The sequence below is a fragment of the Thalassobius vesicularis genome, assembly GCF_004799325.1.
Classification (GTDB): Bacteria; Pseudomonadota; Alphaproteobacteria; order Rhodobacterales; family Rhodobacteraceae; genus Thalassobius; species Thalassobius vesicularis.
In genome coordinates this window covers 1-19,827 of record NZ_SSMD01000004.1, presented here as the reverse complement: position 1 = coordinate 19,827, position 19,827 = coordinate 1, and the positions used below count along the sequence as shown (strand labels likewise).

Sequence of the window (19,827 nt, the reverse complement as noted above, 5' to 3'; positions counted from 1 at the left end):
CCTTCCCCGGTTCGGTCTCAGAAATCCAGATCGGCATAGTGCGGCGGGGGCGGAAAGCCCGGGATCTGGTCCGCCAGGATCGAGCGGAACGCCGGCCGCGACTTGATCTTCGCGTACCAATCCTTGACCAACTCGGACCGGTTCCAGTCCACATCGCTGATATAGTCCAGCGACGACAGATGCGCGGCGGCTGCGAAATCGGCCAGCGTCATCACATCACCCGCCAGCCAGCGCCGGTGATCCAGCAGCCAGGCCATGTAGTCCAGGTGATACTTGATCGCCCGCGCGCCGGATTTCACGTTGCCGCTGTCCGGGAACCCGCGCCCCATGACCTTCTTGTTCACCCGCTCGTACAGCAGTTTCGAGGTCACCTCGTTATGGAACTTGTCGTCAAACCAGGCCACCAGGCGGCGCACCTCGTACCGCCCATCCGGGTCTTTCGGCATCAGCGCCGGCTCGGGATAGACCTCTTCCAGGTATTCGCAGATCGCGGCGCTTTCCGTCAGCATCTTGCCATCGATGCGCAGCACGGGCACCTTTCCGGCAGGGTTGCGGCGCAGGAATTCGACCGACTGCTCCCAATAGCGTTCGTCCTCCAGCTTCACCTCGATCCGCTTCTCGGCCAGGCTCAGACGGACCTTGCGGCAGAACGGGGACAGGGGAAAATGATAGAGTTGCGCCATGATACGGGTGTGCTCTGATTGGGGTTGTCTCCCTCAATGCCTGCTTGCCCCCGGATTTTCAATCCTCGAAACAAGCGGCGCGCCCGTCCGCGCGGATCGTGGCCGCCCCGTCGATGATCTGTGCCGTTCTGCGCCGCACCAATTCGTTGGGCTTGCTGGCCGAGCGCACCTTGGGCGACGGCAGCACTGCCGCCAGCCGCGCCGCCTGCACCTCGGACAGCTTTTCCGGGCCCACGCCGAAGTAGTGATGCGCGGCCGCTTCGACGCCGAACACGCCCTCGTCGAACTCGGCCACGTTCAGATAGACCTCCAGGATGCGTTCCTTTGACCACGCCAGCTCGACCATCGGGGTCATCATCGCCTCCAGCGCCTTGCGCAGCCAGCTGCGCCCCTGCCACAGGAACGCGTTCTTCACCACCTGCTGCGTCAGGGTCGAGGCACCGCGGTTCGCCCCCTGTTCGATCGCCGTGCGGATCGCCGCGATGTCAAAGCCGCCATGCAGACAGAAATTCGCATCCTCCGCCGCCACGACCGAGCGTTTCATCACCGGCGCGATCTGCTCCATCTCGACCCATTCGTGGTCCACTTCGCCCAGGCGCAGCTTTTCCTGCCAGATGTACAGCGTGCTGGGCGGGTTCACGATGGAATAGACCACGACCCACAGGAACATCACCCCCAGCATCACCAGGAACCCGCGTGCCAACCAGCGCAACAGGCGCAGAGTCGGCCGAACCGGCAAAACCTCGCGCTTGGGCGGGGCCGGTTTCGCGGCCTTTTTCCGGGCCGCAGGTTTACGCGCTGTTTTAGGTTTCGTCGCCACGAGCACAGCTATAGGCGGCATGGGCCAAGCTGAAAAGCCTTATCCGCAGCCCCCCGCCCTCAACGCAAAAAGGCGCCCCAAAGGGCGCCTTTCGCTTAGGTTGGATGCGGCCTTATTCGGCCGGCATCGCCTTTTCTTCGATGGCCAGCGGATGCGGAATGTGGATCAGCATCTCTTTCGGGCAGACCTGGACAAAGTTGCCTTTCTCGATGTCCCAGTGCTGCAGAATGTCCGCGGCCTTGCGGCTGTTGGTTTCTGCGGCGTGACGCTCGATCAGGCCCTTCAGCTGGTCTTCCCAGTAGGACACGGTCACCGGGCAGGTCACCAGCGTTTCCATGTTCATCATGTCCGCCGCCTTGCCTTCGGGGTCGTACAGGTACGCCATGCCGCCGGTCATGCCCGCGCCAAAGTTCGCACCGATGCTGCCCAGGATCACCGCGACGCCGCCGGTCATGTATTCACACCCGTTCGATCCGCAGCCCTCGATCACCACCTTCGCGCCCGAGTTGCGGACGGCGAAACGCTCGCCTGCGCGGCCAGCCGCGAACAGGTAGCCGTCGGTCGCACCGTACAGGACGGTGTTGCCGATGATGGTGTTCTCGTCCGCCTTCAGCGGGCTTGCCATCGGCGGACGTACCACGACGATACCGCCCGACAGACCCTTGCCGACATAGTCGTTGGCATCGCCCGACACCTCGATCTTCAGACCGGGGGCCGCGAACGCGCCCAGCGACTGGCCGGCCGAGCCGGTCAGCTTGACGTGCAGGTGGTCCGGCTGCAGCGCGTTGCGCATGCCGAAGTTCTTGACGATATGGCTGGACGTACGAGTGCCCACGGTGCGGTGCGTGTTCTGCACGGCATAGGACAGCTGCATCTTCTCGCCATCTTCCAGGAACCGATGCGCGTCGCGCACGATCTCGGCGTCGAGCGTGTCCGGCACGGCATTGCGCGGCTTGTAGCGGTCATAGACGATGTCCTTGGCGCCATCCACGGTCAGCAGCAGCGGGTTCAGGTCCAGATCGTCCAGGTGCGCGTTACCACGGCTGACCTGGCTCAGCAGGTCGGCGCGGCCGATCACCTCATCGATGCTGCGCGCACCGATGCTGGCCAGAATTTCCCGCACTTCCTGCGCGTAGAAGGTGATCAGGTTCACCACCTTGTCCGCCGAGCCGGTGAACTTGGCGCGCAGCGCCTCGTCCTGGGTACACACGCCGACCGGGCAGGTGTTCGACTGGCACTGACGCACCATGATACAGCCCATCGCGATCAGCGCGGCGGTGCCGATGCCGAATTCCTCGGCGCCCATCATGGCGGCCATGACGATGTCACGACCGGTGCGCAGACCACCGTCGGTCCGCAGGGTGACGCGGTCGCGCAGGTTGTTCATCGACAGCACCTGGTGCGCCTCGGTCAGGCCCATTTCCCACGGCAGACCCGCGAACTTGATCGAGGTCGCAGGGCTGGCGCCCGTGCCCCCGTTCCCGCCCGAGATCAGGATGATGTCCGCCTTGGCCTTGGCCACACCGGCGGCAATCGTGCCAACGCCCGAGGACGCCACCAGCTTCACCGTCACCTTGCAGCGCGGGTTGATCTGCTTGAGGTCGTAGATCAGCTGCGCCAGATCCTCGATCGAGTAGATGTCGTGGTGCGGCGGCGGCGAAATCAGCGTCACACCCTTGGTCGAGTGACGCAGACGCGCGATCAGGTCGGTGACTTTCATCCCCGGCAGCTGACCACCCTCACCGGGCTTGGCGCCCTGGGCAACCTTGATCTCCAGCTCTTCGCAGTGGTTCAGGTACTCGGCGGTGACGCCGAACCGACCCGAGGCCACCTGCTTGATCTTCGCCGACGGGTTGTCGCCGTTCGGTTCCGGCACGAAGTGTGCGGGATCTTCCCCACCCTCGCCCGAGTCCGACTTGGCCCCGATACGGTTCATCGCGACGTTCAGCAGCTTGTGCGCTTCGGGCGACAGCGCGCCCAGCGACATGCCCGGCGTCACGAAACGCTTGCGGATCGCGGTGATGCTCTCGACCTCTTCGATCGGGATCGCCTTGCCCAGCGGCTTGATGTCCAGCAGGTCGCGCAGGTGGATCGGCGGGTTCGACCGCATCTTGGCCGAATACTGCTTCCACAGCTCGAACGAGGCGCGGTTGCACGCCTGTTGCAGCAGGTGCATCGTCTGCGCTTCCCACGCGTGGGTTTCACCCGATTTACGCGCCTTGTAGAAGCCGCCGATCGGCAGCACGTCGCGGCCACCCAGCCAGCCCTGCTGGTGGATTTCCTCGACCTTCTTCTGGATGCCGTGGATACCGATGCCGCTGATACGGCTGGTCATGCCCGGGAAATACTCGGCCACCATGGCGCGGGACAGGCCCACCGCCTCGAAGTTCAGACCGCCGCGATAGGACGAGATCACCGAGATCCCCATCTTCGCCATGATCTTCAGCAGACCCTGGTCGATGGCTTCGCGATAGTTGTGCACGTTCTGCGTCAGCGTCCCGTCCAGCAGGCCGCGCGCGATGCGGTCGGCCAGGCTGTCCTCGGCCAGATAGGCGTTCACAACGGTCGCGCCGCAGCCGATCAGCACCGCAAAGTAATGCGGGTCGATGCATTCCGCCGACCGCACGTTGAGCGAGCAGAACGTCCGCAGGCCCTTGCGGGTCAGGTGGCTGTGCACCGCGCTGGTCGCCAGGATCATCGGCATACCGACTTTGCCTTCGGACTGGTGTTCGTCCGTCAGCACCAGATGGCCCGCGCCCGAACGCACCGCATCCTCGGCCTCGGCGCGGATACGCTCCAGACCGACATGCAGGGCTTCCAGATCGGCGCCCGCCGGGAAGGTACAGTCGATTTCCACCAGATCGGCGTTGAACTGACGGGTCAGCTCGTCCCACATCGCGTTGCCGACAAAGGGGCTTTCCAGAACCAGGATCTCGGTCTGGGCGCTGCTTTCGTCCAGCACGTTCTTCAGGTTGCCGAAGCGCGTCTTCAGGCTCATCACGCGGTATTCACGCAACGAGTCGATCGGCGGGTTGGTTACCTGGCTGAAGTTCTGGCGGAAGAAGTGGCTCAGCGGGCGGTACTTGTTCGACAGAACCGCCGACGGGGTGTCGTCGCCCATCGAGGCAATCGCCTCTTTGGCGTCCTCGGCCATCGGGGCCAGGACCTGTTCCAGTTCTTCGATGGTGTAACCGGCCGCGATCTGGCGCTTGCGCAGTTCGGCCCCGGTGAACATCGGCTTTTCTTCCAGACCGGCCAGCGCCTCGTCCAGATCGTTGATCTTGCCGACCCATTCGCCGAAGGGCTGGCTGGCGGCCAGTTTGTCCTTGATCTCGGTGTCGTGGTACAGCTTGCCCTCTTTCATATCGACGGCCAGCAGCTGACCCGGACCCAGGGCGCCTTTTTCCTTCACGGTCGATTCCTTGGTGGGCACCATGCCCGCTTCGGAACCGGCGATCAGCAGGCCCTCGCCGGTGACGACGTAACGCATCGGGCGCAGGCCGTTCCGGTCCAGACCGGCGCAAACCCAGCGGCCATCGGTCATCGCCAGAGCGGCGGGGCCGTCCCACGGCTCCATGACCGAGTTGCAATAGCTGTACATATCGCGCCACGACTGCGGCAGCTCGATCGCCTGCTTGGACCACGACTCGGGCACCAGCATGGTTTTGGCCATCGGCGCGTTACGGCCGGCGCGCACCAGCACCTCGAACACCGAGTCCAGCGCCGCCGAGTCAGACGACCCCGGCTGGATGATCGGCTTGATGTCCTCGGCCAGATCACCGAACGCGGACGAAGCCATGCGGATCTCGTGCGACTTCATCCAGTTGACGTTGCCCTTCAGCGTGTTGATCTCGCCGTTGTGCGCCAGCATGCGGAACGGCTGCGCCAGCCACCACTGCGGGAAGGTGTTGGTCGAATAACGCTGGTGATAGATCGCGAACGCCGATTCAAACCGCTCGTCCTGCAGGTCGGGATAGAAGTCCGACACCTGCTCGGCCAGCATCATGCCCTTGTAGATGATCGACCGGCACGACAGCGAGCACAGGTACAGCTGACCCACGCCAGCAGCGGCAGCCGCTTTCTCGATCCGGCGGCGGATGACGTACAGCTCGCGCTCGAACGCTTCCTCGTCGATGTCCTTTTCGCAGCGGATCAGGATCTGCTCGATCTCGGGGCGGGTTGCGTTGGCTTTCTCACCCAGACAGGCGATGTCCACCGGCACGTGACGCCAGCCATAGATGTAGTGACCCATCCGCAGCACTTCGGATTCCACGATCGTCCGGCAGGTTTCCTGAGCACCAAAGTTGGTGCGCGGCAGGAACACCTGACCCACGGCCATCAGCTTGTCCTTGCTCGGCTCGTGGCCGGTGCGCTTGATCTGGTCGTAGAAGAACGGCACCGGGATCTGCACGTGGATGCCTGCGCCATCACCCGTCTTGCCGTCGGCGTCCACGGCACCGCGGTGCCAGATCGCCCTCAGCGCGGTGATCCCGCTTTCCACGACACGGCGGCTGGGTTTGCCGTCCAGCGACACAACCAGACCCACCCCGCACGAGGAATGCTCTTCCTCGAACGAGTACATGCCGTGCTCGGCCATCCACTGGCGCTTGGCTTCTTCAGCGGCAACCCAGTTTTCGTCGTAGACAGTCATCGTCTTCTCCTTCTCAGGACCTGCTGGGCCCCGTTGCACCGCCGGATGAACCGTTTCCTTTCGGTAAATCCCGCATCCCGGGATCTGGTCATCTTTGGTTTACGTTTACGTCGGCGGATCGGGGGATCCAGGTGGTTCAGGTCAGTATCCTTGCCCTTTGAAAATTCGGGCTGGGGTCAAATCCGAAGGCCCCGGGGTTGTACGAAAATCGTCAAGAATCATACAATTTCCCGGGTTACCCAAATCTTATTCGGCCGCGACGGCGCGGCTGTCGTTCAGGTAGGCCAGCACGGCATCGGCGCAATCGCGACCGTCCTTGATGGCCCACACGACCAGGCTGGCACCGCGCACGATGTCGCCCACCGCATAGACGCCGTCCAGGCTGGTCTTGCCGGTCTTGAACTCGGCCTTGACGGTGCCCCAGCGGGTCACTTCCAGACCGTCCACGCCCCACAGTTTCGGCAGCTCTTCCGGCTCGAAACCCAGCGCCTTGATCACCAAGTCGGCGGGCTCCAGATAGTCGGCGCCTTCGATGATTTCGGGGCTCTGACGACCCGAGGCATCCGGCGCCCCCAAGCGCATTTTCTGGACCTGCACACCGCTGACCGGCTCGCCTTCAAAGCCCTTGGGCGCGGCCAGCCACACGAATTCGACGCCTTCTTCCTCGGCGTTCTGAACCTCGCGCTGCGAGCCGGGCATGTTCGCGCGGTCACGGCGATACAGGCACTTCACGCTTTCTGCGCCCTGGCGGATCGCGGTTCGCACGCAGTCCATCGCGGTGTCGCCGCCGCCGATCACGACGACCTTTTTACCGGCGGCGTTCAGGGTGCCGTCTTCGTATTCCGGAACCTCGTCACCGAAGGACAGCTTGTTCGAAACGGTCAGGTAGTCGATGGCGCGCACGATGCCGGTAGCCTCCGCGCCGGGGCCTTCCAGATCGCGAGTCTTGTAGACGCCGGTCGCGATAACCACTGCATCATGTTTGCCGCGGATCGCGTCAAAGGACAGGTCCTCGCCCACGTTGCAGTTGGTGACGAACTCGACACCCGACTGCGCCAGCTGGTCGATGCGGCGCATCACGACGTCCTTTTCCAGCTTGAAGCCGGGGATGCCATAGGTCAGCAGGCCGCCCGCGCGGTCGTAGCGATCGTAGACGGTGACCTGCAGGCCAGCGCGGCGCAGCATGTCCGCAGCCGCCAGGCCGCCGGGGCCCGCGCCGATGATGCCGACCGACTGGTCACGCTCGGTGGTCACGGCGATCGGCTGTACCCAGCCTTTTTCCCAAGCGGTGTCGGTGATGTACTTTTCGACGGCACCAATGGTGACGGTGCCGTGGCCCGATTGCTCGATCACGCAGTTGCCTTCGCACAGGCGGTCCTGCGGGCAGATGCGGCCGCAGATTTCCGGGAAGGTGTTGGTCGCCTGGCTGATGCCATACGCCTCTTCCAGACGGCCCATCGCGGTCATGCGCAGCCAGTCGGGGATGTTGTTGTGCAGCGGGCAATGCGCCTGGCAATAAGGCACACCGCACTGGCTGCAGCGGCTTGCTTGCTCCTTGGCCTTCGCATCCGCGAATTCGGCATAGATTTCGTGGAAATCCTTGTTACGCTCGTCCGCAGCCCGCTTGGAGGGCATGTCCCGCGTGACGTTCACGAATTTCAGCATCGGTTGCTTAGCCACAGCGCTGCCTTTCTGATAAATAAACAGTCCGCGCCTCTGTAAAACAGGTGCGAAAGAAATAAAAGTCAGAAGAGGTTACCTATATTGAGAAATATTATCGCCAGACGGGCCCGCTAGCCCTGAGTGCGCCGAAAATTAGGTACCAATTGCTACCTTTTTTCAGACTTTTCTTTGTTTCTCAGTCATTTATACCTTTGACCAAAACAACCCGAGGCAACACGTCATGACTCTGCTCCACCTGTTTATTATAGCCGCAATTCAGGGGATTACCGAGTTTCTTCCCATTTCTTCCTCGGGGCACCTGATTCTCTTGCCGAATCTTACGGGCATGCAGGATCAGGGTCAGGCCATCGACGTGGCCGTGCACATGGGCACTCTGGCCGCCGTGGTCCTGTATTTCTGGGCCGATGTGAAAACCGGGTTGGCCGGCGTTCCCCGGATGCTGACGGGCCGGATCGACACCCCCGGCTCGCGGCTGGCGTTCCTGCTTATGATCGCCACGATCCCCGTCATCGTGGTCGGCCTGATCATGAAGCTGACCGGCATCGACGAGATGCTGCGCGGCATTGCCGTGATCGGCTGGACCATGCTGATTTTCGGGATCGTACTGTACTGGGTCGACCAACGGGGCCCCATCGACAAGACCCAGACCGACTGGAACATCAAAGATGCCATCATCATCGGGCTTTGGCAGGCCGTGGCGCTGATCCCCGGCACCTCGCGTTCGGGCATCACGATCACAGCGGCCCGGCATCTGGGCTATGCCCGTCATGACGCGGCAAAGCTGTCGATGCTGATGTCGATCCCGACGATCTTTGCCAGCGGCGCATTGTTGTCGGCGCAGGTCATCAAAGAGGGCAACGCCGAGGTGGCCAAAGAGGGGCTGATCGCTGCGGGCCTGACCTTTGTCTCGGCGCTGCTGGCGCTCAGCCTGATGATGCGCCTGCTGCGCTCGGTCAGCTTCACGCCCTACGTGATCTACCGGGTGATCCTGGGCGTGATCCTGCTCTACATCGCGTACACATAAAAAAGGCGGGCCAAGGCCCGCCTATTTCACATCTGGTGGAACCCTTAGCTGACGCGCAGGTTCTTGGCCGATTCCTTGATCGCGGCGTATTGGCCCGACGGACGGAAGCGCCACAGGTAATCGGACAGGATCGCTTCGGGCGCGGCGGGGTGGATACCCAGATCGGCAAAGGTCTTGGCGCCTTCGCTGACCACGTTGTCCGATTTCAGCGCCTTGACCTGATCGCGGGTCAGAGCGGACTTGAACAGGCCGCCGGTCAGCTTTTGCACGGCGTCAAAGCCAAGCGCCATCAGCGAGCCCGCGAAATACGGCAGGTTCACGATCAGTTTGCGGCGACGGATCACGGTCAGCATGTCCTGAACCAGAGCGCGGAAGGTTTTCACCTCGGGGCCGCCCAGTTCGTAGATGCCTGCGGGGGCCTTGCCCTCGACGCCCAGCACAGCGGCCTGGGCCACATCGTCCACATAGACCGGCTGGAATTTCACATCCGCGCCAACCAGCGGGATGATCGGGCCGAACATGCCGGCGAAGCGGTTATAGAACTGATCCTCGGGCCCGAAGATGACCGAGGGGCGCAGGATCACGGCGTTCGGCATGGCGGCCAGAACGGCAGCCTCGCCAGCGGCCTTGGTGCGCTGGTAGTCGCTGACCGACTCGGCGTCTGCGCCGATGGCCGAGATGTGCACCATGCGGGTGATTCCCTGCTCGGCCGCGATACGCGCGATGCGACCCGCGCCTTCGGCTTGTACGGCATCAAAGGTGTTCTTGCCCAGCTGGTGCATGATACCGACGCAGTTCACCACGGCATCCGCGCCTTGCATCACCGAACGCACGCTGGCGTCATCGCGGATGTTGCACAGAACGGGCTCGACCTGACCGGGAACACCGTAGGGTTTGACATGCATGGCCTCGTTCGGGCGGCGCACGGCGACGCGGACACGCCAGCCGTCTTTGGCCAGTCGCCGCGCAATATAGCGGCCCACAAAGCCCGACCCGCCGTAGATGGTCACGAGTTTCGACATGAGATGACTCCGGCTTGAAAAATGCTACCTGTTCCTAGCGCCAAGGGGGGTTTTCCACAAGAAGATATGCCGTCGCAGAAAAAAGTTGAAAAATCGCGTTGACACTCCCCGACGCCACCTATAAATCGCCCCTCACGACACCTGCCCAGGTGGCGGAATTGGTAGACGCGCTAGTTTCAGGTACTAGTGTCCAAAAGACGTGGAGGTTCGAGTCCTCTCCTGGGCACCATTCCCTCCACAGGGGGAATAAAGTGGCTAACCATCTGTATAAGAATGATATTCCGGCAGATCTGGACCTTGGTCCGGTCGTTGCCATTGACTGTGAAACGATGGGGCTGAACCCGCATCGCGATCGCCTGTGTGTGATCCAGATGTCCGGCGGCGATGGCCATGCCCATATCGTGCAGATCGAAAAGGGTCAGACCGAGGCGCCGAACCTTTGCGCCATGTTGGAGGACCCGAATGTCCTGAAACTGTTCCATTTCGGCCGATTCGACATCGCCGCGATGTACAACGCGTTTGGGGCACTGGCGGCACCGGTGTACTGCACCAAGATCGCCTCGAAACTGGTGCGCACCTTCACCGACCGGCACGGGCTGAAGAACCTGCTGCAAGAGTTGCTGAACACCGACATCTCGAAACAGCAGCAGACCAGCGACTGGGGCGCACCGCAGCTGACCAAGGCGCAGCTGGACTATGCGGCCTCGGACGTGCTGTACCTGCATCAGGTCAAGACCGAGCTGGACCGTATGCTGGAACGCGAAGGCCGCACCGACCTCGCGCAGGCGTGTTTTGATTTCCTGCCCGCCCGTGCCAGACTGGACCTTGCGGGCTGGCCCGAGATCGACATTTTCGCCCACTGATCCGGTAACCTCATGCCGTCGCGCGACTCATACTATTCCTGGCTGGTCAGCTGGCTGAAGATCATCCTGCCCCTTGCGGCGCTGGCGATCCTCTCGACGCTGTTCCTGCTGTCGCGCGGCAAGGATACCGTCAACTCGCTGCCCTATTCCCGCGTTGATCTGCAAGAGCGGATGAAAGAGGGAATCGTCGGCCACCCGCAGTTTTCGGGTGCGACGACGGGCGGCGATCTGGTCAGCTTCACCGCCGAAAGCGCCAAGCCCGACCCGCAGGACAAGTCCCGCGCGATGGCCAGCCATCTGTCGGCGCAACTGGATCTGACCAGCGGCACGCGGATCACGTTCTCCTCGGACACCGCGCTGCTGGACACGTCCGAGGACACCGCCCTGCTGACCGGCGGCGTCGCCGTCACCAGTTCGACAGGGTATGACCTGCGGACCGAGTCGCTGTTCACCTCGATGCGGGAAATCCAAGCCGAGACCGAAGGCACCGTCACCGGCACCGGCCCGGCCGGGTCGTTGGAGGCGGGCAAGATGCTGTTGACCTCGGACCCGGCGTCAGGCGACGCCCATTTGCTTTTCACAAACCGGGTAAAGCTGGTATACCAGCCGCAAAACTAGGATTTTCCGCGTGTTCAAGCTGCGCCAATTTTTCATCAGCACCACTTTGGCAGCCACTTTGCTGTCCGGCCCGGCCTTTGGCGATCTGGCCTTTGGAACCTCGCGCGACACGTCCGACCTGCCCGTTCAGGTCGAGGCGGACGAGCTGTCGGTCGATCAGAAGGACGGCACCGCCACCTTCACCGGCAACGTGAAGATCTCTCAGGGCGAGATGCTGCTGAACGCGGGCAAGGTTCACGTCGTCTATTCCGAGGACAAGAAAAAGATCCTGCGCCTGCTGGCGGATGGTGGCGTGACCCTGGTCAGCGGCCAGGACGCCGCCGAGGCCGCGCAGGCCGATTACGACATCGACGCCGCGACCGTGGTGCTGACGGGCAATGTGCTGGTCACCCAGGGCCAGAACGTCATTTCCGGCGAACGTGTGGTCATTGATCTGGACGCAGGCACCGCGCAAGTTGGCGGACGCGTCCGCACCACGCTTGAGACCAAGGAATAACCCATGGCCAAGCCGCAGCTGAACGTGACCGAAGGGGCCTCGGGCCTGCGGGTGACCCACCTGCGCAAAAGCTACAAGAAGCGTGTGGTGATCCGCGACTTCAGCATGGAGCTGAACCGCGGCGAGGTCGTCGCCCTGCTGGGTCCGAACGGGTCAGGCAAATCCACGACCTTCTACATGATCGCGGGGCTGGTCTATGCCGAGGCGGGACAGGTCACCGTGGACGGCCGCGACATCACCACCCTGCCGATGTATCGCCGCGCCAAGATGGGCATCGGCTATCTGCCGCAAGAGATGTCGATCTTCCGCGGCATGAACGTCGAGGACAATATCGGCGCGATTCTGGATATCTCGGAAAAGGACCGCCACAAGCGCCGCGAACGGCTGGAGGAGCTGCTGGGCGAGTTCTCGATCGAGCATTTGCGCCGCGCCCCCGCGCTGGCCCTGTCAGGCGGTGAACGCCGCCGGGTCGAGATCGCCCGCTGCCTGGCCGCCAACCCGAAATACCTGCTGCTGGACGAACCCTTTGCCGGGGTCGACCCGATCAGCGTGGGCGATATCCGCCATCTGGTGGCCGACCTGAAAAAACGCGGCATCGGCGTTCTGATCACCGATCACAACGTCCGCGAAACGCTGGAAATCGTCGACCGCGCCTATATCCTGCACGACGGTCAGGTGCTGATGTCGGGCACCCCTGCGGATGTAGTGGAAAACGAAAACGTCCGCCGTGTCTATCTGGGCGACAACTTCCGCATCTCCTAAAGATCGCGCGCGAACCCGTCGATTGCGGCACAAATATTTTCCCAAGATCAATTGACAGAGACCCCGCGACTCGCCTCAAATGGGGGCATGACATTCATGGTTCTCGCATCGCTGACGCTGATGGTCTTCTTGCCAAGGCCGGGCCGCGATCAAGCCCATGTAATGTCGAATTCCAGCATTCGGGCATAATAAAACCGGGGGCGACGCGCGCCCGGATAAACCCCGATTTGTCACGCAAAGGAGACAAGATGCGCTATCAAATCAGTGGAAAGCAGATCGATATCGGTGAGGCACTGCAAACCCACGTCAAGGAAGAGCTGGGCGCCGCGGTCAAGAAATACGCAGAGCGCCCGACCGACGCGAACGTCATCTTCTCGAAATCCGCCAGCGAGTTCGTCTGCGAAGCCACCGTGCATCTATCCACCGGTCTGACTGCTCAGGCCAAGGGTCACGCCCACGAAATTTACGCCGCTTTCGAAAGCTGCTGCGAAAAAATGGAGAAGCAGCTGCGCCGCTACAAGCGTCGCCTGAAGGATCACCACCGCGACCGCGAGGAGCCTGTTGAACTTTTCGGCGCGGCGTCTTATATCCTCGCGTCGGACGAAGCCGATGAGGATTCGGAACCAAGCAGCCTGCAGCCGATCATCGTGGCCGAGATGGAAACCAAGATCCCGTCTTTGTCCGTTGGTGAAGCGGTGATGCAAATGGAATTGGCAGGCGCACCGGTTCTGGTTTTCCGGAATGAGGCAAAAAGCGGAGTGAACGTGGTGTATCGCCGGGAAGACGGCAACATCGGCTGGATCGATCCGCAGCAATGAGGTGATCGGGAAACATCCCGTTTTCGGAGCAACGAACCCAATATGAACCTGACGAACATCCTCAAGCCCGAGGCCGTGAAAGTTGTTTCTTCGGCCTCCAGCAAGAAGCGTCTTTTACAGGATCTGGGTGACCTTGCTTACTCTGCGTACGGCCTCAGCGCCCCGGCCGCGGTCGAGGCGCTGCTGGAACGCGAAAGCCTTGGCCCAACTGGTGTGGGCCAAGGTGTTGCACTGCCCCACGCCCGCATGCCGGGCCTGGAAGCGGTCGTTGGCGCGTTTCTTCTGCTGGAAAAGCCGATTGATTTCGACTCGGTTGATCGTCAGCCGGTTGATCTGGTGTTCGCCCTGTTTGCCCCCGAAGACGCAGGTGTCGAGCACCTGAAAGCCTTGGCGCTGGTGTCCCGCACCCTGCGCGAGGCGTCGCTCTGCGCCAAGCTGCGCGCCAACAGCGACCCGGCGACCCTGTACGCCATCCTGACCGAGAACCACTCGGTTCAGGCGGCCTGATCGCTCCAATCCCCAAAGCCAAATCGCAGGTAGTCGCGGCTATAGGCTGAACGCGCCTTTGCCTCGACCTCCTCATCGTAGATCTCGGCCAGCGCAAATGGCTCGTCCGCTCCGGCCATCGCTGGGGTCGGCGCATCCGCCCGCCGGACCTGCGCCGCCAGCAGCGGCAGCATCTGCGGCATTTCCCCTTCGCGCAGCACGAAATCCGGCTGACCGATCCCCGCGAATCCCGCCAGAATCTCGGACTGGCTGGCCCAGTTCGGGTCCAACCGGCTGCTGGTCTGGCCTTGCAGGTTGTCCTGAACGAAGGACAGGAACGCCAGGAACGCCTCGCGGTGGCGGGCCGCGTCATACCCATCGGGTATCCCCGATTGCGGCAGCGGCAGACCATACAGATGGCACAGCATCTTGCGGATACGCGGGAACGACCCCGGGCCGTCATTCAGAATGCGCGAACAGAACACATGATGCGCCCGCGCGACCGGATGACGGAGCACCGTAAAGCTGCGAAACCCCGCATGATCCGAGCGCCACTGCCGCAGGGTTTTCTGGGTGAACCCGTCCTGAACATCCTGCCCGCCGTCCAGATCAGCCATCCACTGCGCCACCTGCGGCACCGGCCCACCGGGCACGGGCATGTACAGCAACGCGGACTGGGCGCAGGCTATGTAACCCGGCACGGCAGCCCCCCGGCGCGGCTCGAAATTCGGGGTGCGAGTCAGGTTGAAGCGGTCAAGGCCAGACAGCGCGCGCTCCATCTCTCCGAAATTCTCGACCTTCTCGGCCAGCGGCTCTGGGTTCTGCTTTTTAAGGCTTTCATCCAGCCCGTCCAGCCGCTCATCAATGCCCAGCCAATTGGCCAGCCCGTTGATGACGCCCAGATCCTGCAAGTCCTCGTAATCCAAATAGAATGCCGTCTGGCCGCTGACCTGCAGAGCGTTGAGGATCTTCAGCTGGAACCCTTGCAATGCAGCCAGGTGCGCCTCGAACTCCTGATCCGAGTACACAGCCGTCCCGCCCTTGCGCCGCTTGACGTTGGTCAGCTTCCACTGCCCGGTCGATTGCGCGATCTTCCAGCTGACATAGCTTTCGGCCGGGTTGCGCGTCAGCACGATCTTGGCACAACGCGGGTCGTTCAGCATCGTGTCCAGAATACGCGGGTCGTGGTCGTGGAAATACCGGAACCCGTGCAGCCCCTCCTGCTGATCGCGCACCGCTTGCAACAGCTGGAACGGGTCGCTTTCACGCTGGGACTGGGTGAACCCCAGCAACGCATCCCGGTTGGGGTAGCCGATGAAATGCGGGTTGAACGCCTCTCCGTGGCAGAACAGACCCGGATAGGCGTTCAGGTTCGTCTCCAGAAAATTCGATCCGGTGCGCATTTCGGCAAACATCACGAAGTAGTCGAACTTTCGGGTCATGGGTCCTCAGCGCACTAGATAAGGTTTACGGGTCAGGGTGTTCGTCGGCACCGGGTCCTGATCAATCGGGAAATCGCCCATCAGATAGGGGTGCATGCCCTGGTTCTTCAGGTTTTGCAGGAATTGCCCGAACCCTTTCAGGTCGGTCATCCGCGGCGCCTCGGTCAACCGAGTGATCCGCTTCGAGCCGATCTCGTCGATGATCGTCTGCAGCGGCTCCATCGGGGATTCGATGAACTCGGCCATCGTCCAGATACGGATACGCGCCTTGGTGTAGGGCGAGCGCAAAGAGTTCAGAAACTCCGCCTCGACCTTCTGCAATTGCGCGGCTTCCTTGCGCAGCTCGGCGAAATCCTTGCCCGACCGGAACAAGGGCACCGCCCAGGCGCCGCTAATGACCGAGATTTGCGCGTTCGGGTCCTTGGCGATGAACCAGCCGATCGGCTGCTTGTCCGCCGGGCCGAATTGCCAGCATTGCCGCTCGCCCCGGGTGTTCCAGATCAGGTTGATCAGAAACGCCTGCGGGTCGTAATCCCGAACCGAGGCGACATCCGACAGCGCCCCGCTCATCACTGTCTGGCCATCCGCGAACTCGGCCCGCTCGGGCGCAAAAAGATGGCCATGCACGCGGGTATCGGTGGCCCGCACCAGCCAGTCGTTGAAATCCTCGAACAGATCGGCAAAGCCCTGGAACACCGAATACCGGCCCGCCGTGACGCCGTTTTCCCAGCCTTCGTTCGGCTTGCGGCTTTGCATGATCAACCCCGGCCGCCCACGCGTGCGCCGCTCGACCGCCTTGGCGAAGATGCGGTCGATCTTGCCGGGCTGGGGTTCCGCCATCTTGCCGCGTCCGTCGGCATCGGTCAGGAACGCCTCGTACAGGCGATCCGCGTGGGGCCAGATTTTCCGGGCCACGAAGCAATCCGACCGACGCAGCAATTGCAGGTGATCGTCATAAAAGATGTGCGGCTTGCCCTGAAAATCGAACTTCGACAGGGTCAGAGAGCGGCTCTCGATCCTTTTCGAATGCAGCCGCGCCAAGGTCTGGAAATAGCTTTCGTCGGGGATCCAGACCTTTTGGAAATACTCGTCATATTCCGGCCGGTCGGTGTCCATCAGGATCGCGGTCAGCGTACGCCGAGTCAGGCACCACCACTGGCTGCCCATATGCGGGGTGATCCCGTTGGGAATGCGGCGCTTGAACCCCAGTTTGCGTTGCAGGTTCACATAGGCATCGAACAGTGGGCGGTGGCGTTTCCACGAGAACGGAAAGCGCATCGTGAACCGCTCCATATCCAGTCCGCCGACCGTCCAGGGCACGTCCGCCGTCGTGGCGCTTTCGATGAAGTCGGTGTCGGGGCGGGCGTCCAGATAGGTTTTCAGCTCGGCCACCGGGCGCAACGGCAGGCACGAGCCCGAGGACAGGTAGACGTGCCGCACATCGGGGTAATGGCCCAGCAACGTCTCGGCCGCGGCCTGCGAGGCAGCCACGATCCCCCATGTCCCCCATTCGCACGCATGCCGGTGCGAGAACCGTACATCCGGCAAATCCGACAGCGCCTTGACGAAGGTGTTGTAGGTCCGCCGATCAACCTTGCGGTCCACATGGATCACCACCGGGCACCCGCCCGCCGCCCAATGCCGCGCCACCTGCTCGGCCCGGCCAAGGGCGGTGTGCACCAGCATGATGACCCCGACCGAGTTCATGCCCAGTTCCCCTTGGACATCAGGCCCAGAATCTCAAGCTGTCGCCAGTTGATGTACTTCTCCGAGAAGCGGCACCACAGATCGGGGTTGTCTTTCAGCTGCTCGGCATAGGCTTTGTATTCCATGCTGGCCGCGTAATGCTGCTGGCGCGTCAGTTCCTCGGCGGCCTTGACGGTGAATGTGTCCAGGAATTTCGTGTGCAGCAGCGCGCCGCTGGCCTTTTCGCCACCCCACTCGTCATAGACCTGGTTCAGACCACGCGGCAGCATCATGTGGGTCGAGCTGATGAACGCGTATTTCCGGTCCCATTTGACCAGCGGAATCTTGTTCAGCGCCGGGGCCTTTGCCGGGGTGTCGGCAAAGAAGATCCGCGTTCTGGGGCCGCCCTGGATCCACAGGTTCCCGAAGAACGCGTTCTTCTTGTAGGTGTAGTTCCCCGCGTCGAACCAGCTGGCAATCTCCAGCGGGTTCTGCCCCTCTTGATAGGGTTGCGCGTCGATGCGGCCCTTGGGGTACATGTCCAGCAACATCGCGCTGAACGACTTGATCGAGGACGCGTCCAGCCAATCCGTCAGCGCCCGCAACGGCCGTGTGTCACAGAACGGATAGACCAGGAATTCGTCTGGATCGACGACCAGAACCCAATGATCATGGCCGTACTTGAATTGCAGCCAGTTCAGCCAATCCACCCCGAACCGCGACCGTTTATAGCTGGCCCCCGTCCGCCAGACCGAGACATCGGGCTGATCTCCCAGATACCGGGCAGACCCGTCCGAGCTGTCGTTATCCACCATCAGAAAGTGGTTCACGCCCAGATCGCGGTAATATTTCAGGAAATAGGGCAGCCGGATTTTCTCGTTCCGCTGGGTCGAGAACAGCAGGATATCCCCGGGTTTGATCGCGCTGGTCCGGTCGGCAACGACGCTCAGCTCTCGCCGTTTGCGGAAAGCACGGATCAGGTAGCGCTTGCGCATCAGGCGTCGTCGATATGTGTCCCGCCAGCTCAACCGTCCCTCCTGCCCGTGCCGTTCTCTGGGTGTCGGACCGCGGGTATCACGTCAGCCTTAATACCGCGTTGAAGTGCTGCTGCCACGTTGGCGGCGTAAACCGCTGCGCCGCGTCAGTCTGCCCGTCTGCCCGAGGGGCCTGCATCATACCCCTGATCGTTCTGAGCCAAAGATACCGATCCTCGATTCCTGCGTAAACGGGAATATCGCCCAGAATTTCTCGGTAGACCGGCAAGTCATTACAGACCACCGGCACCCCCAGCGCCGCGGCCTCGATTGGCGGCAGGCCGTAGCCCTCGGCCAGCGACGGGAACAGCAGCCCGCAACTGCCCTGCAGCAGCGCGGTGATCTGTCCGTCGGTCAGATCGGGGCATTCCAGAATGCGATCCCCCAGCAGCGGGCTGGCATCCAGTCGCGCCAGAAACGCCTCGTTCCGCCAGCCACGGGCCCCGCAAATGACCAGCTGAGGGCAGTCTGCGCCCTTCGCCATCTCCTCCCACAGCTCCAGCAGCAGGGCGTGGTTCTTGCGCGGCTCGATCGTCCCGACCGTGACAAAGTAGGGGGCGGTGGCCACCGAAACCGGCTCACCCTGCGCCAGATCGGCCCCCAGATGCGCGACCAGCTGATCGGGGACCGACCCCCAAGCTTGCATATGGCGCACCACATCCGCGCGTGTCTGATCCGAGTTGCACAGGATCAGATCGGCCTTCGCCCGCACGCGCTTCAGCATCTCCCGGAACGCGCCCTTGGTCTCGGGCCGTTGGGTCTGCGGGAAATCCAGCGGGATCGTGTCGTGGATCATCACCGCGATCCGCATCCCGGCCCCATGCTTGACCGCGAACAAGACCCGGTCCGTCAGGTTTGAATGCCCCACGTTCAGATAAGCCGACCCTTTCGGCAGATGCGTGGCCAGCATCCGCGCCAGACGCGGCGGCAGACAGCGGGCCAACGCCAGTCGCCGCAGGTCCGACTCGACCCGTTTCTGCTGTTCCTCCATGCCGCGCATCACGGCGGACAGGCGATCGGTCGCACCCCAGTCCACCGCCCCGGTCAGCCGTTGGGAAAACCCCGAAAGCCCCTGACGGTCCAGCAACACATAGCCCAGCCGCGTTCGGGTCAGACCGAACACAGGTTCTGCCCGGTCCAGCAAGGCCCGTAGATAGGCCAGTTCGACCCGGTCAACGCCCGTCAGGACACGCCCGGCGCGGCGCGCCAGGCGTGTGACATCCAAAAGGCGGGCAGCAGGTTGCATTTGGGGCAGCGCGTTGGTGGCCGTTCCCGGCAGGCTAGCCAAGGACGGCCCAAACGCAAACCCGAAATACCTTACTGCGCGGCCCTGGAGATTTGAGTGGCGATTTGCAGGTAGTCCATCAGCTCGTCGCGCAGGTCGTCGCGCGACAGGCCGAAGGCTACAGTCGCCTGTAGGAAGCCCGCCTTGGAGCCGCAATCGAAGCGTTCTCCGCGGAACCGCAGGCCGTAGACGCCGTGCCCCTGGGTGATTTCCCGGGCGATCGCGTCGGTCAGCTGGATTTCTCCGCCCGCGCCGGTTTCCTGATTGTCCAGGTTGGTCAGCACGTTAGGGGACAGGATGTAGCGCCCGATCACCGCCAGGTTCGACGGCTCGGTGCCGGGGGCGGGTTTCTCGACCATGCCCTTGACCGACACGACCGAGCCCATGTCCTGATCCACGTCCAGCACGCCATAGGCCGAGACCTTCTCGGGCGGGACCTCCATCGCGGCGACCA

General features: G+C 62.6%; 17 protein-coding genes and 1 tRNA gene. 8 read left to right on the top strand and 10 right to left on the bottom strand.

Going from position 1 to position 19,827, the window contains the following annotated elements; translation table 11 throughout:
• Positions 1-17 precede the first annotated feature (17 nt).
• The 4 genes from fzlA to E7681_RS08990 all read right to left on the bottom strand — a co-directional run bounded on the left by fzlA (position 18) and on the right by E7681_RS08990 (position 7,834).
• Positions 18-683, bottom strand: coding sequence for an FtsZ-binding protein FzlA (fzlA, locus tag E7681_RS09005; protein ID WP_136338959.1), 666 nt, complete (start codon positions 681-683; stop codon positions 18-20).
• Between the two features lie 58 nt (positions 684-741).
• Positions 742-1,524 (bottom strand): monofunctional biosynthetic peptidoglycan transglycosylase, encoded by a 783-nt coding sequence (gene mtgA, locus E7681_RS09000; RefSeq protein WP_136338958.1) that lies wholly within the window; start codon positions 1,522-1,524, stop codon positions 742-744.
• A 91-nt stretch (positions 1,525-1,615) separates the two neighbouring features.
• Complete coding sequence (gltB, locus tag E7681_RS08995) at positions 1,616-6,154, bottom strand: glutamate synthase large subunit (protein ID WP_136338957.1); 4,539 nt, start codon at positions 6,152-6,154, stop codon at positions 1,616-1,618.
• A gap of 246 nt (positions 6,155-6,400) precedes the next feature.
• On the bottom strand, positions 6,401-7,834 hold the full coding sequence (locus E7681_RS08990) for an NAD(P)-dependent oxidoreductase (RefSeq protein WP_136338956.1): 1,434 nt from the start codon (positions 7,832-7,834) through the stop codon (positions 6,401-6,403).
• Positions 7,835-8,057: 223 nt separating this feature from the next.
• Here E7681_RS08990 and E7681_RS08985 point away from each other — a divergent pair, with 223 nt between their 5' ends.
• A complete protein-coding gene (locus E7681_RS08985; protein ID WP_136338955.1) occupies positions 8,058-8,861 on the top strand; it encodes an undecaprenyl-diphosphate phosphatase in 804 nt (267 codons plus the stop codon).
• Positions 8,862-8,905: 44 nt separating this feature from the next.
• Here the strand turns inward: E7681_RS08985 and E7681_RS08980 are convergent, their stop codons facing one another.
• A complete protein-coding gene (locus tag E7681_RS08980) occupies positions 8,906-9,883 on the bottom strand; it encodes a complex I NDUFA9 subunit family protein (RefSeq protein WP_136338954.1) in 978 nt (325 codons plus the stop codon).
• A 143-nt stretch (positions 9,884-10,026) separates the two neighbouring features.
• Here E7681_RS08980 and E7681_RS08975 point away from each other — a divergent pair.
• From E7681_RS08975 to E7681_RS08945, 7 genes are all read left to right on the top strand, one after another.
• Positions 10,027-10,112: transfer RNA gene (locus E7681_RS08975), tRNA-Leu, on the top strand.
• A 22-nt stretch (positions 10,113-10,134) separates the two neighbouring features.
• Positions 10,135-10,746: a ribonuclease D gene (locus tag E7681_RS08970; RefSeq protein WP_136338953.1), complete on the top strand. Its 612-nt coding sequence runs from the start codon at positions 10,135-10,137 to the stop codon at positions 10,744-10,746.
• 12 nt (positions 10,747-10,758) lie between these two features.
• A complete protein-coding gene (gene lptC / locus E7681_RS08965; protein ID WP_136338952.1) occupies positions 10,759-11,364 on the top strand; it encodes an LPS export ABC transporter periplasmic protein LptC in 606 nt (201 codons plus the stop codon).
• 10 nt (positions 11,365-11,374) lie between these two features.
• The gene (gene lptA / locus E7681_RS08960) at positions 11,375-11,860 is read left to right on the top strand and encodes a lipopolysaccharide transport periplasmic protein LptA (RefSeq protein WP_246032452.1); all 486 of its coding nucleotides are present in this window, start codon (positions 11,375-11,377) and stop codon (positions 11,858-11,860) included.
• A 3-nt stretch (positions 11,861-11,863) separates the two neighbouring features.
• Positions 11,864-12,622: an LPS export ABC transporter ATP-binding protein gene (gene lptB / locus E7681_RS08955; protein WP_136338951.1), complete on the top strand. Its 759-nt coding sequence runs from the start codon at positions 11,864-11,866 to the stop codon at positions 12,620-12,622.
• Positions 12,623-12,870: 248 nt separating this feature from the next.
• Positions 12,871-13,440 (top strand): ribosome hibernation-promoting factor, HPF/YfiA family, encoded by a 570-nt coding sequence (hpf, locus tag E7681_RS08950; protein ID WP_136338950.1) that lies wholly within the window; start codon positions 12,871-12,873, stop codon positions 13,438-13,440.
• A 42-nt stretch (positions 13,441-13,482) separates the two neighbouring features.
• Positions 13,483-13,947: a PTS sugar transporter subunit IIA gene (locus E7681_RS08945; RefSeq protein ID WP_136338949.1), complete on the top strand. Its 465-nt coding sequence runs from the start codon at positions 13,483-13,485 to the stop codon at positions 13,945-13,947.
• Here E7681_RS08945 and E7681_RS08940 read toward each other — a convergent pair.
• The 5 genes from E7681_RS08940 to E7681_RS08920 all read right to left on the bottom strand — a co-directional run.
• On the bottom strand, positions 13,935-15,368 hold the full coding sequence (locus E7681_RS08940) for a nodulation protein NodH (RefSeq protein WP_136338948.1): 1,434 nt from the start codon (positions 15,366-15,368) through the stop codon (positions 13,935-13,937). The two genes, E7681_RS08945 and E7681_RS08940, sit on opposite strands and share 13 nt — an antisense overlap.
• Positions 15,369-15,374: 6 nt before the next feature.
• Positions 15,375-17,075, bottom strand: a complete 1,701-nt coding sequence (locus tag E7681_RS08935; protein WP_136338947.1) for a DUF5927 domain-containing protein — start codon at positions 17,073-17,075, stop codon at positions 15,375-15,377.
• Positions 17,072-18,049, bottom strand: a complete 978-nt coding sequence (locus tag E7681_RS08930; protein WP_136339337.1) for a glycosyltransferase family 2 protein — start codon at positions 18,047-18,049, stop codon at positions 17,072-17,074. Before E7681_RS08930 ends, E7681_RS08935 begins: the two co-directional genes overlap by 4 nt.
• 79 nt (positions 18,050-18,128) lie before the next feature.
• Positions 18,129-19,313: a glycosyltransferase family 4 protein gene (locus E7681_RS08925; RefSeq protein ID WP_246032451.1), complete on the bottom strand. Its 1,185-nt coding sequence runs from the start codon at positions 19,311-19,313 to the stop codon at positions 18,129-18,131.
• 92 nt (positions 19,314-19,405) lie between these two features.
• The coding region (locus E7681_RS08920; protein ID WP_246032450.1) for a sugar phosphate nucleotidyltransferase at positions 19,406-19,827 on the bottom strand (422 nt) is incomplete at its 5' end.

Excerpts from the sequence above, each read along its gene's own strand:
- gltB (WP_136338957.1), bottom strand. The coding sequence starts at position 6,154 with ATGACTGTCTACGACGAAAACTGGGTTGCCGCTGAAGAAGCCAAGCGC.
- E7681_RS08930 (WP_136339337.1), bottom strand. The coding sequence starts at position 18,049 with ATGCGCAAGCGCTACCTGATCCGTGCTTTCCGCAAACGGCGAGAGCTG.
- E7681_RS08940 (WP_136338948.1), bottom strand. The coding sequence starts at position 15,368 with ATGACCCGAAAGTTCGACTACTTCGTGATGTTTGCCGAAATGCGCACC.
- E7681_RS08935 (WP_136338947.1), bottom strand. The coding sequence starts at position 17,075 with ATGAACTCGGTCGGGGTCATCATGCTGGTGCACACCGCCCTTGGCCGG.
- hpf (WP_136338950.1), top strand. The coding sequence starts at position 12,871 with ATGCGCTATCAAATCAGTGGAAAGCAGATCGATATCGGTGAGGCACTG.
- mtgA (WP_136338958.1), bottom strand. The coding sequence starts at position 1,524 with ATGCCGCCTATAGCTGTGCTCGTGGCGACGAAACCTAAAACAGCGCGT.
- lptC (WP_136338952.1), top strand. The coding sequence starts at position 10,759 with ATGCCGTCGCGCGACTCATACTATTCCTGGCTGGTCAGCTGGCTGAAG.
- E7681_RS08985 (WP_136338955.1), top strand. The coding sequence starts at position 8,058 with ATGACTCTGCTCCACCTGTTTATTATAGCCGCAATTCAGGGGATTACC.
- E7681_RS08980 (WP_136338954.1), bottom strand. The coding sequence starts at position 9,883 with ATGTCGAAACTCGTGACCATCTACGGCGGGTCGGGCTTTGTGGGCCGC.
- fzlA (WP_136338959.1), bottom strand. The coding sequence starts at position 683 with ATGGCGCAACTCTATCATTTTCCCCTGTCCCCGTTCTGCCGCAAGGTC.
- E7681_RS08945 (WP_136338949.1), top strand. The coding sequence starts at position 13,483 with ATGAACCTGACGAACATCCTCAAGCCCGAGGCCGTGAAAGTTGTTTCT.
- lptB (WP_136338951.1), top strand. The coding sequence starts at position 11,864 with ATGGCCAAGCCGCAGCTGAACGTGACCGAAGGGGCCTCGGGCCTGCGG.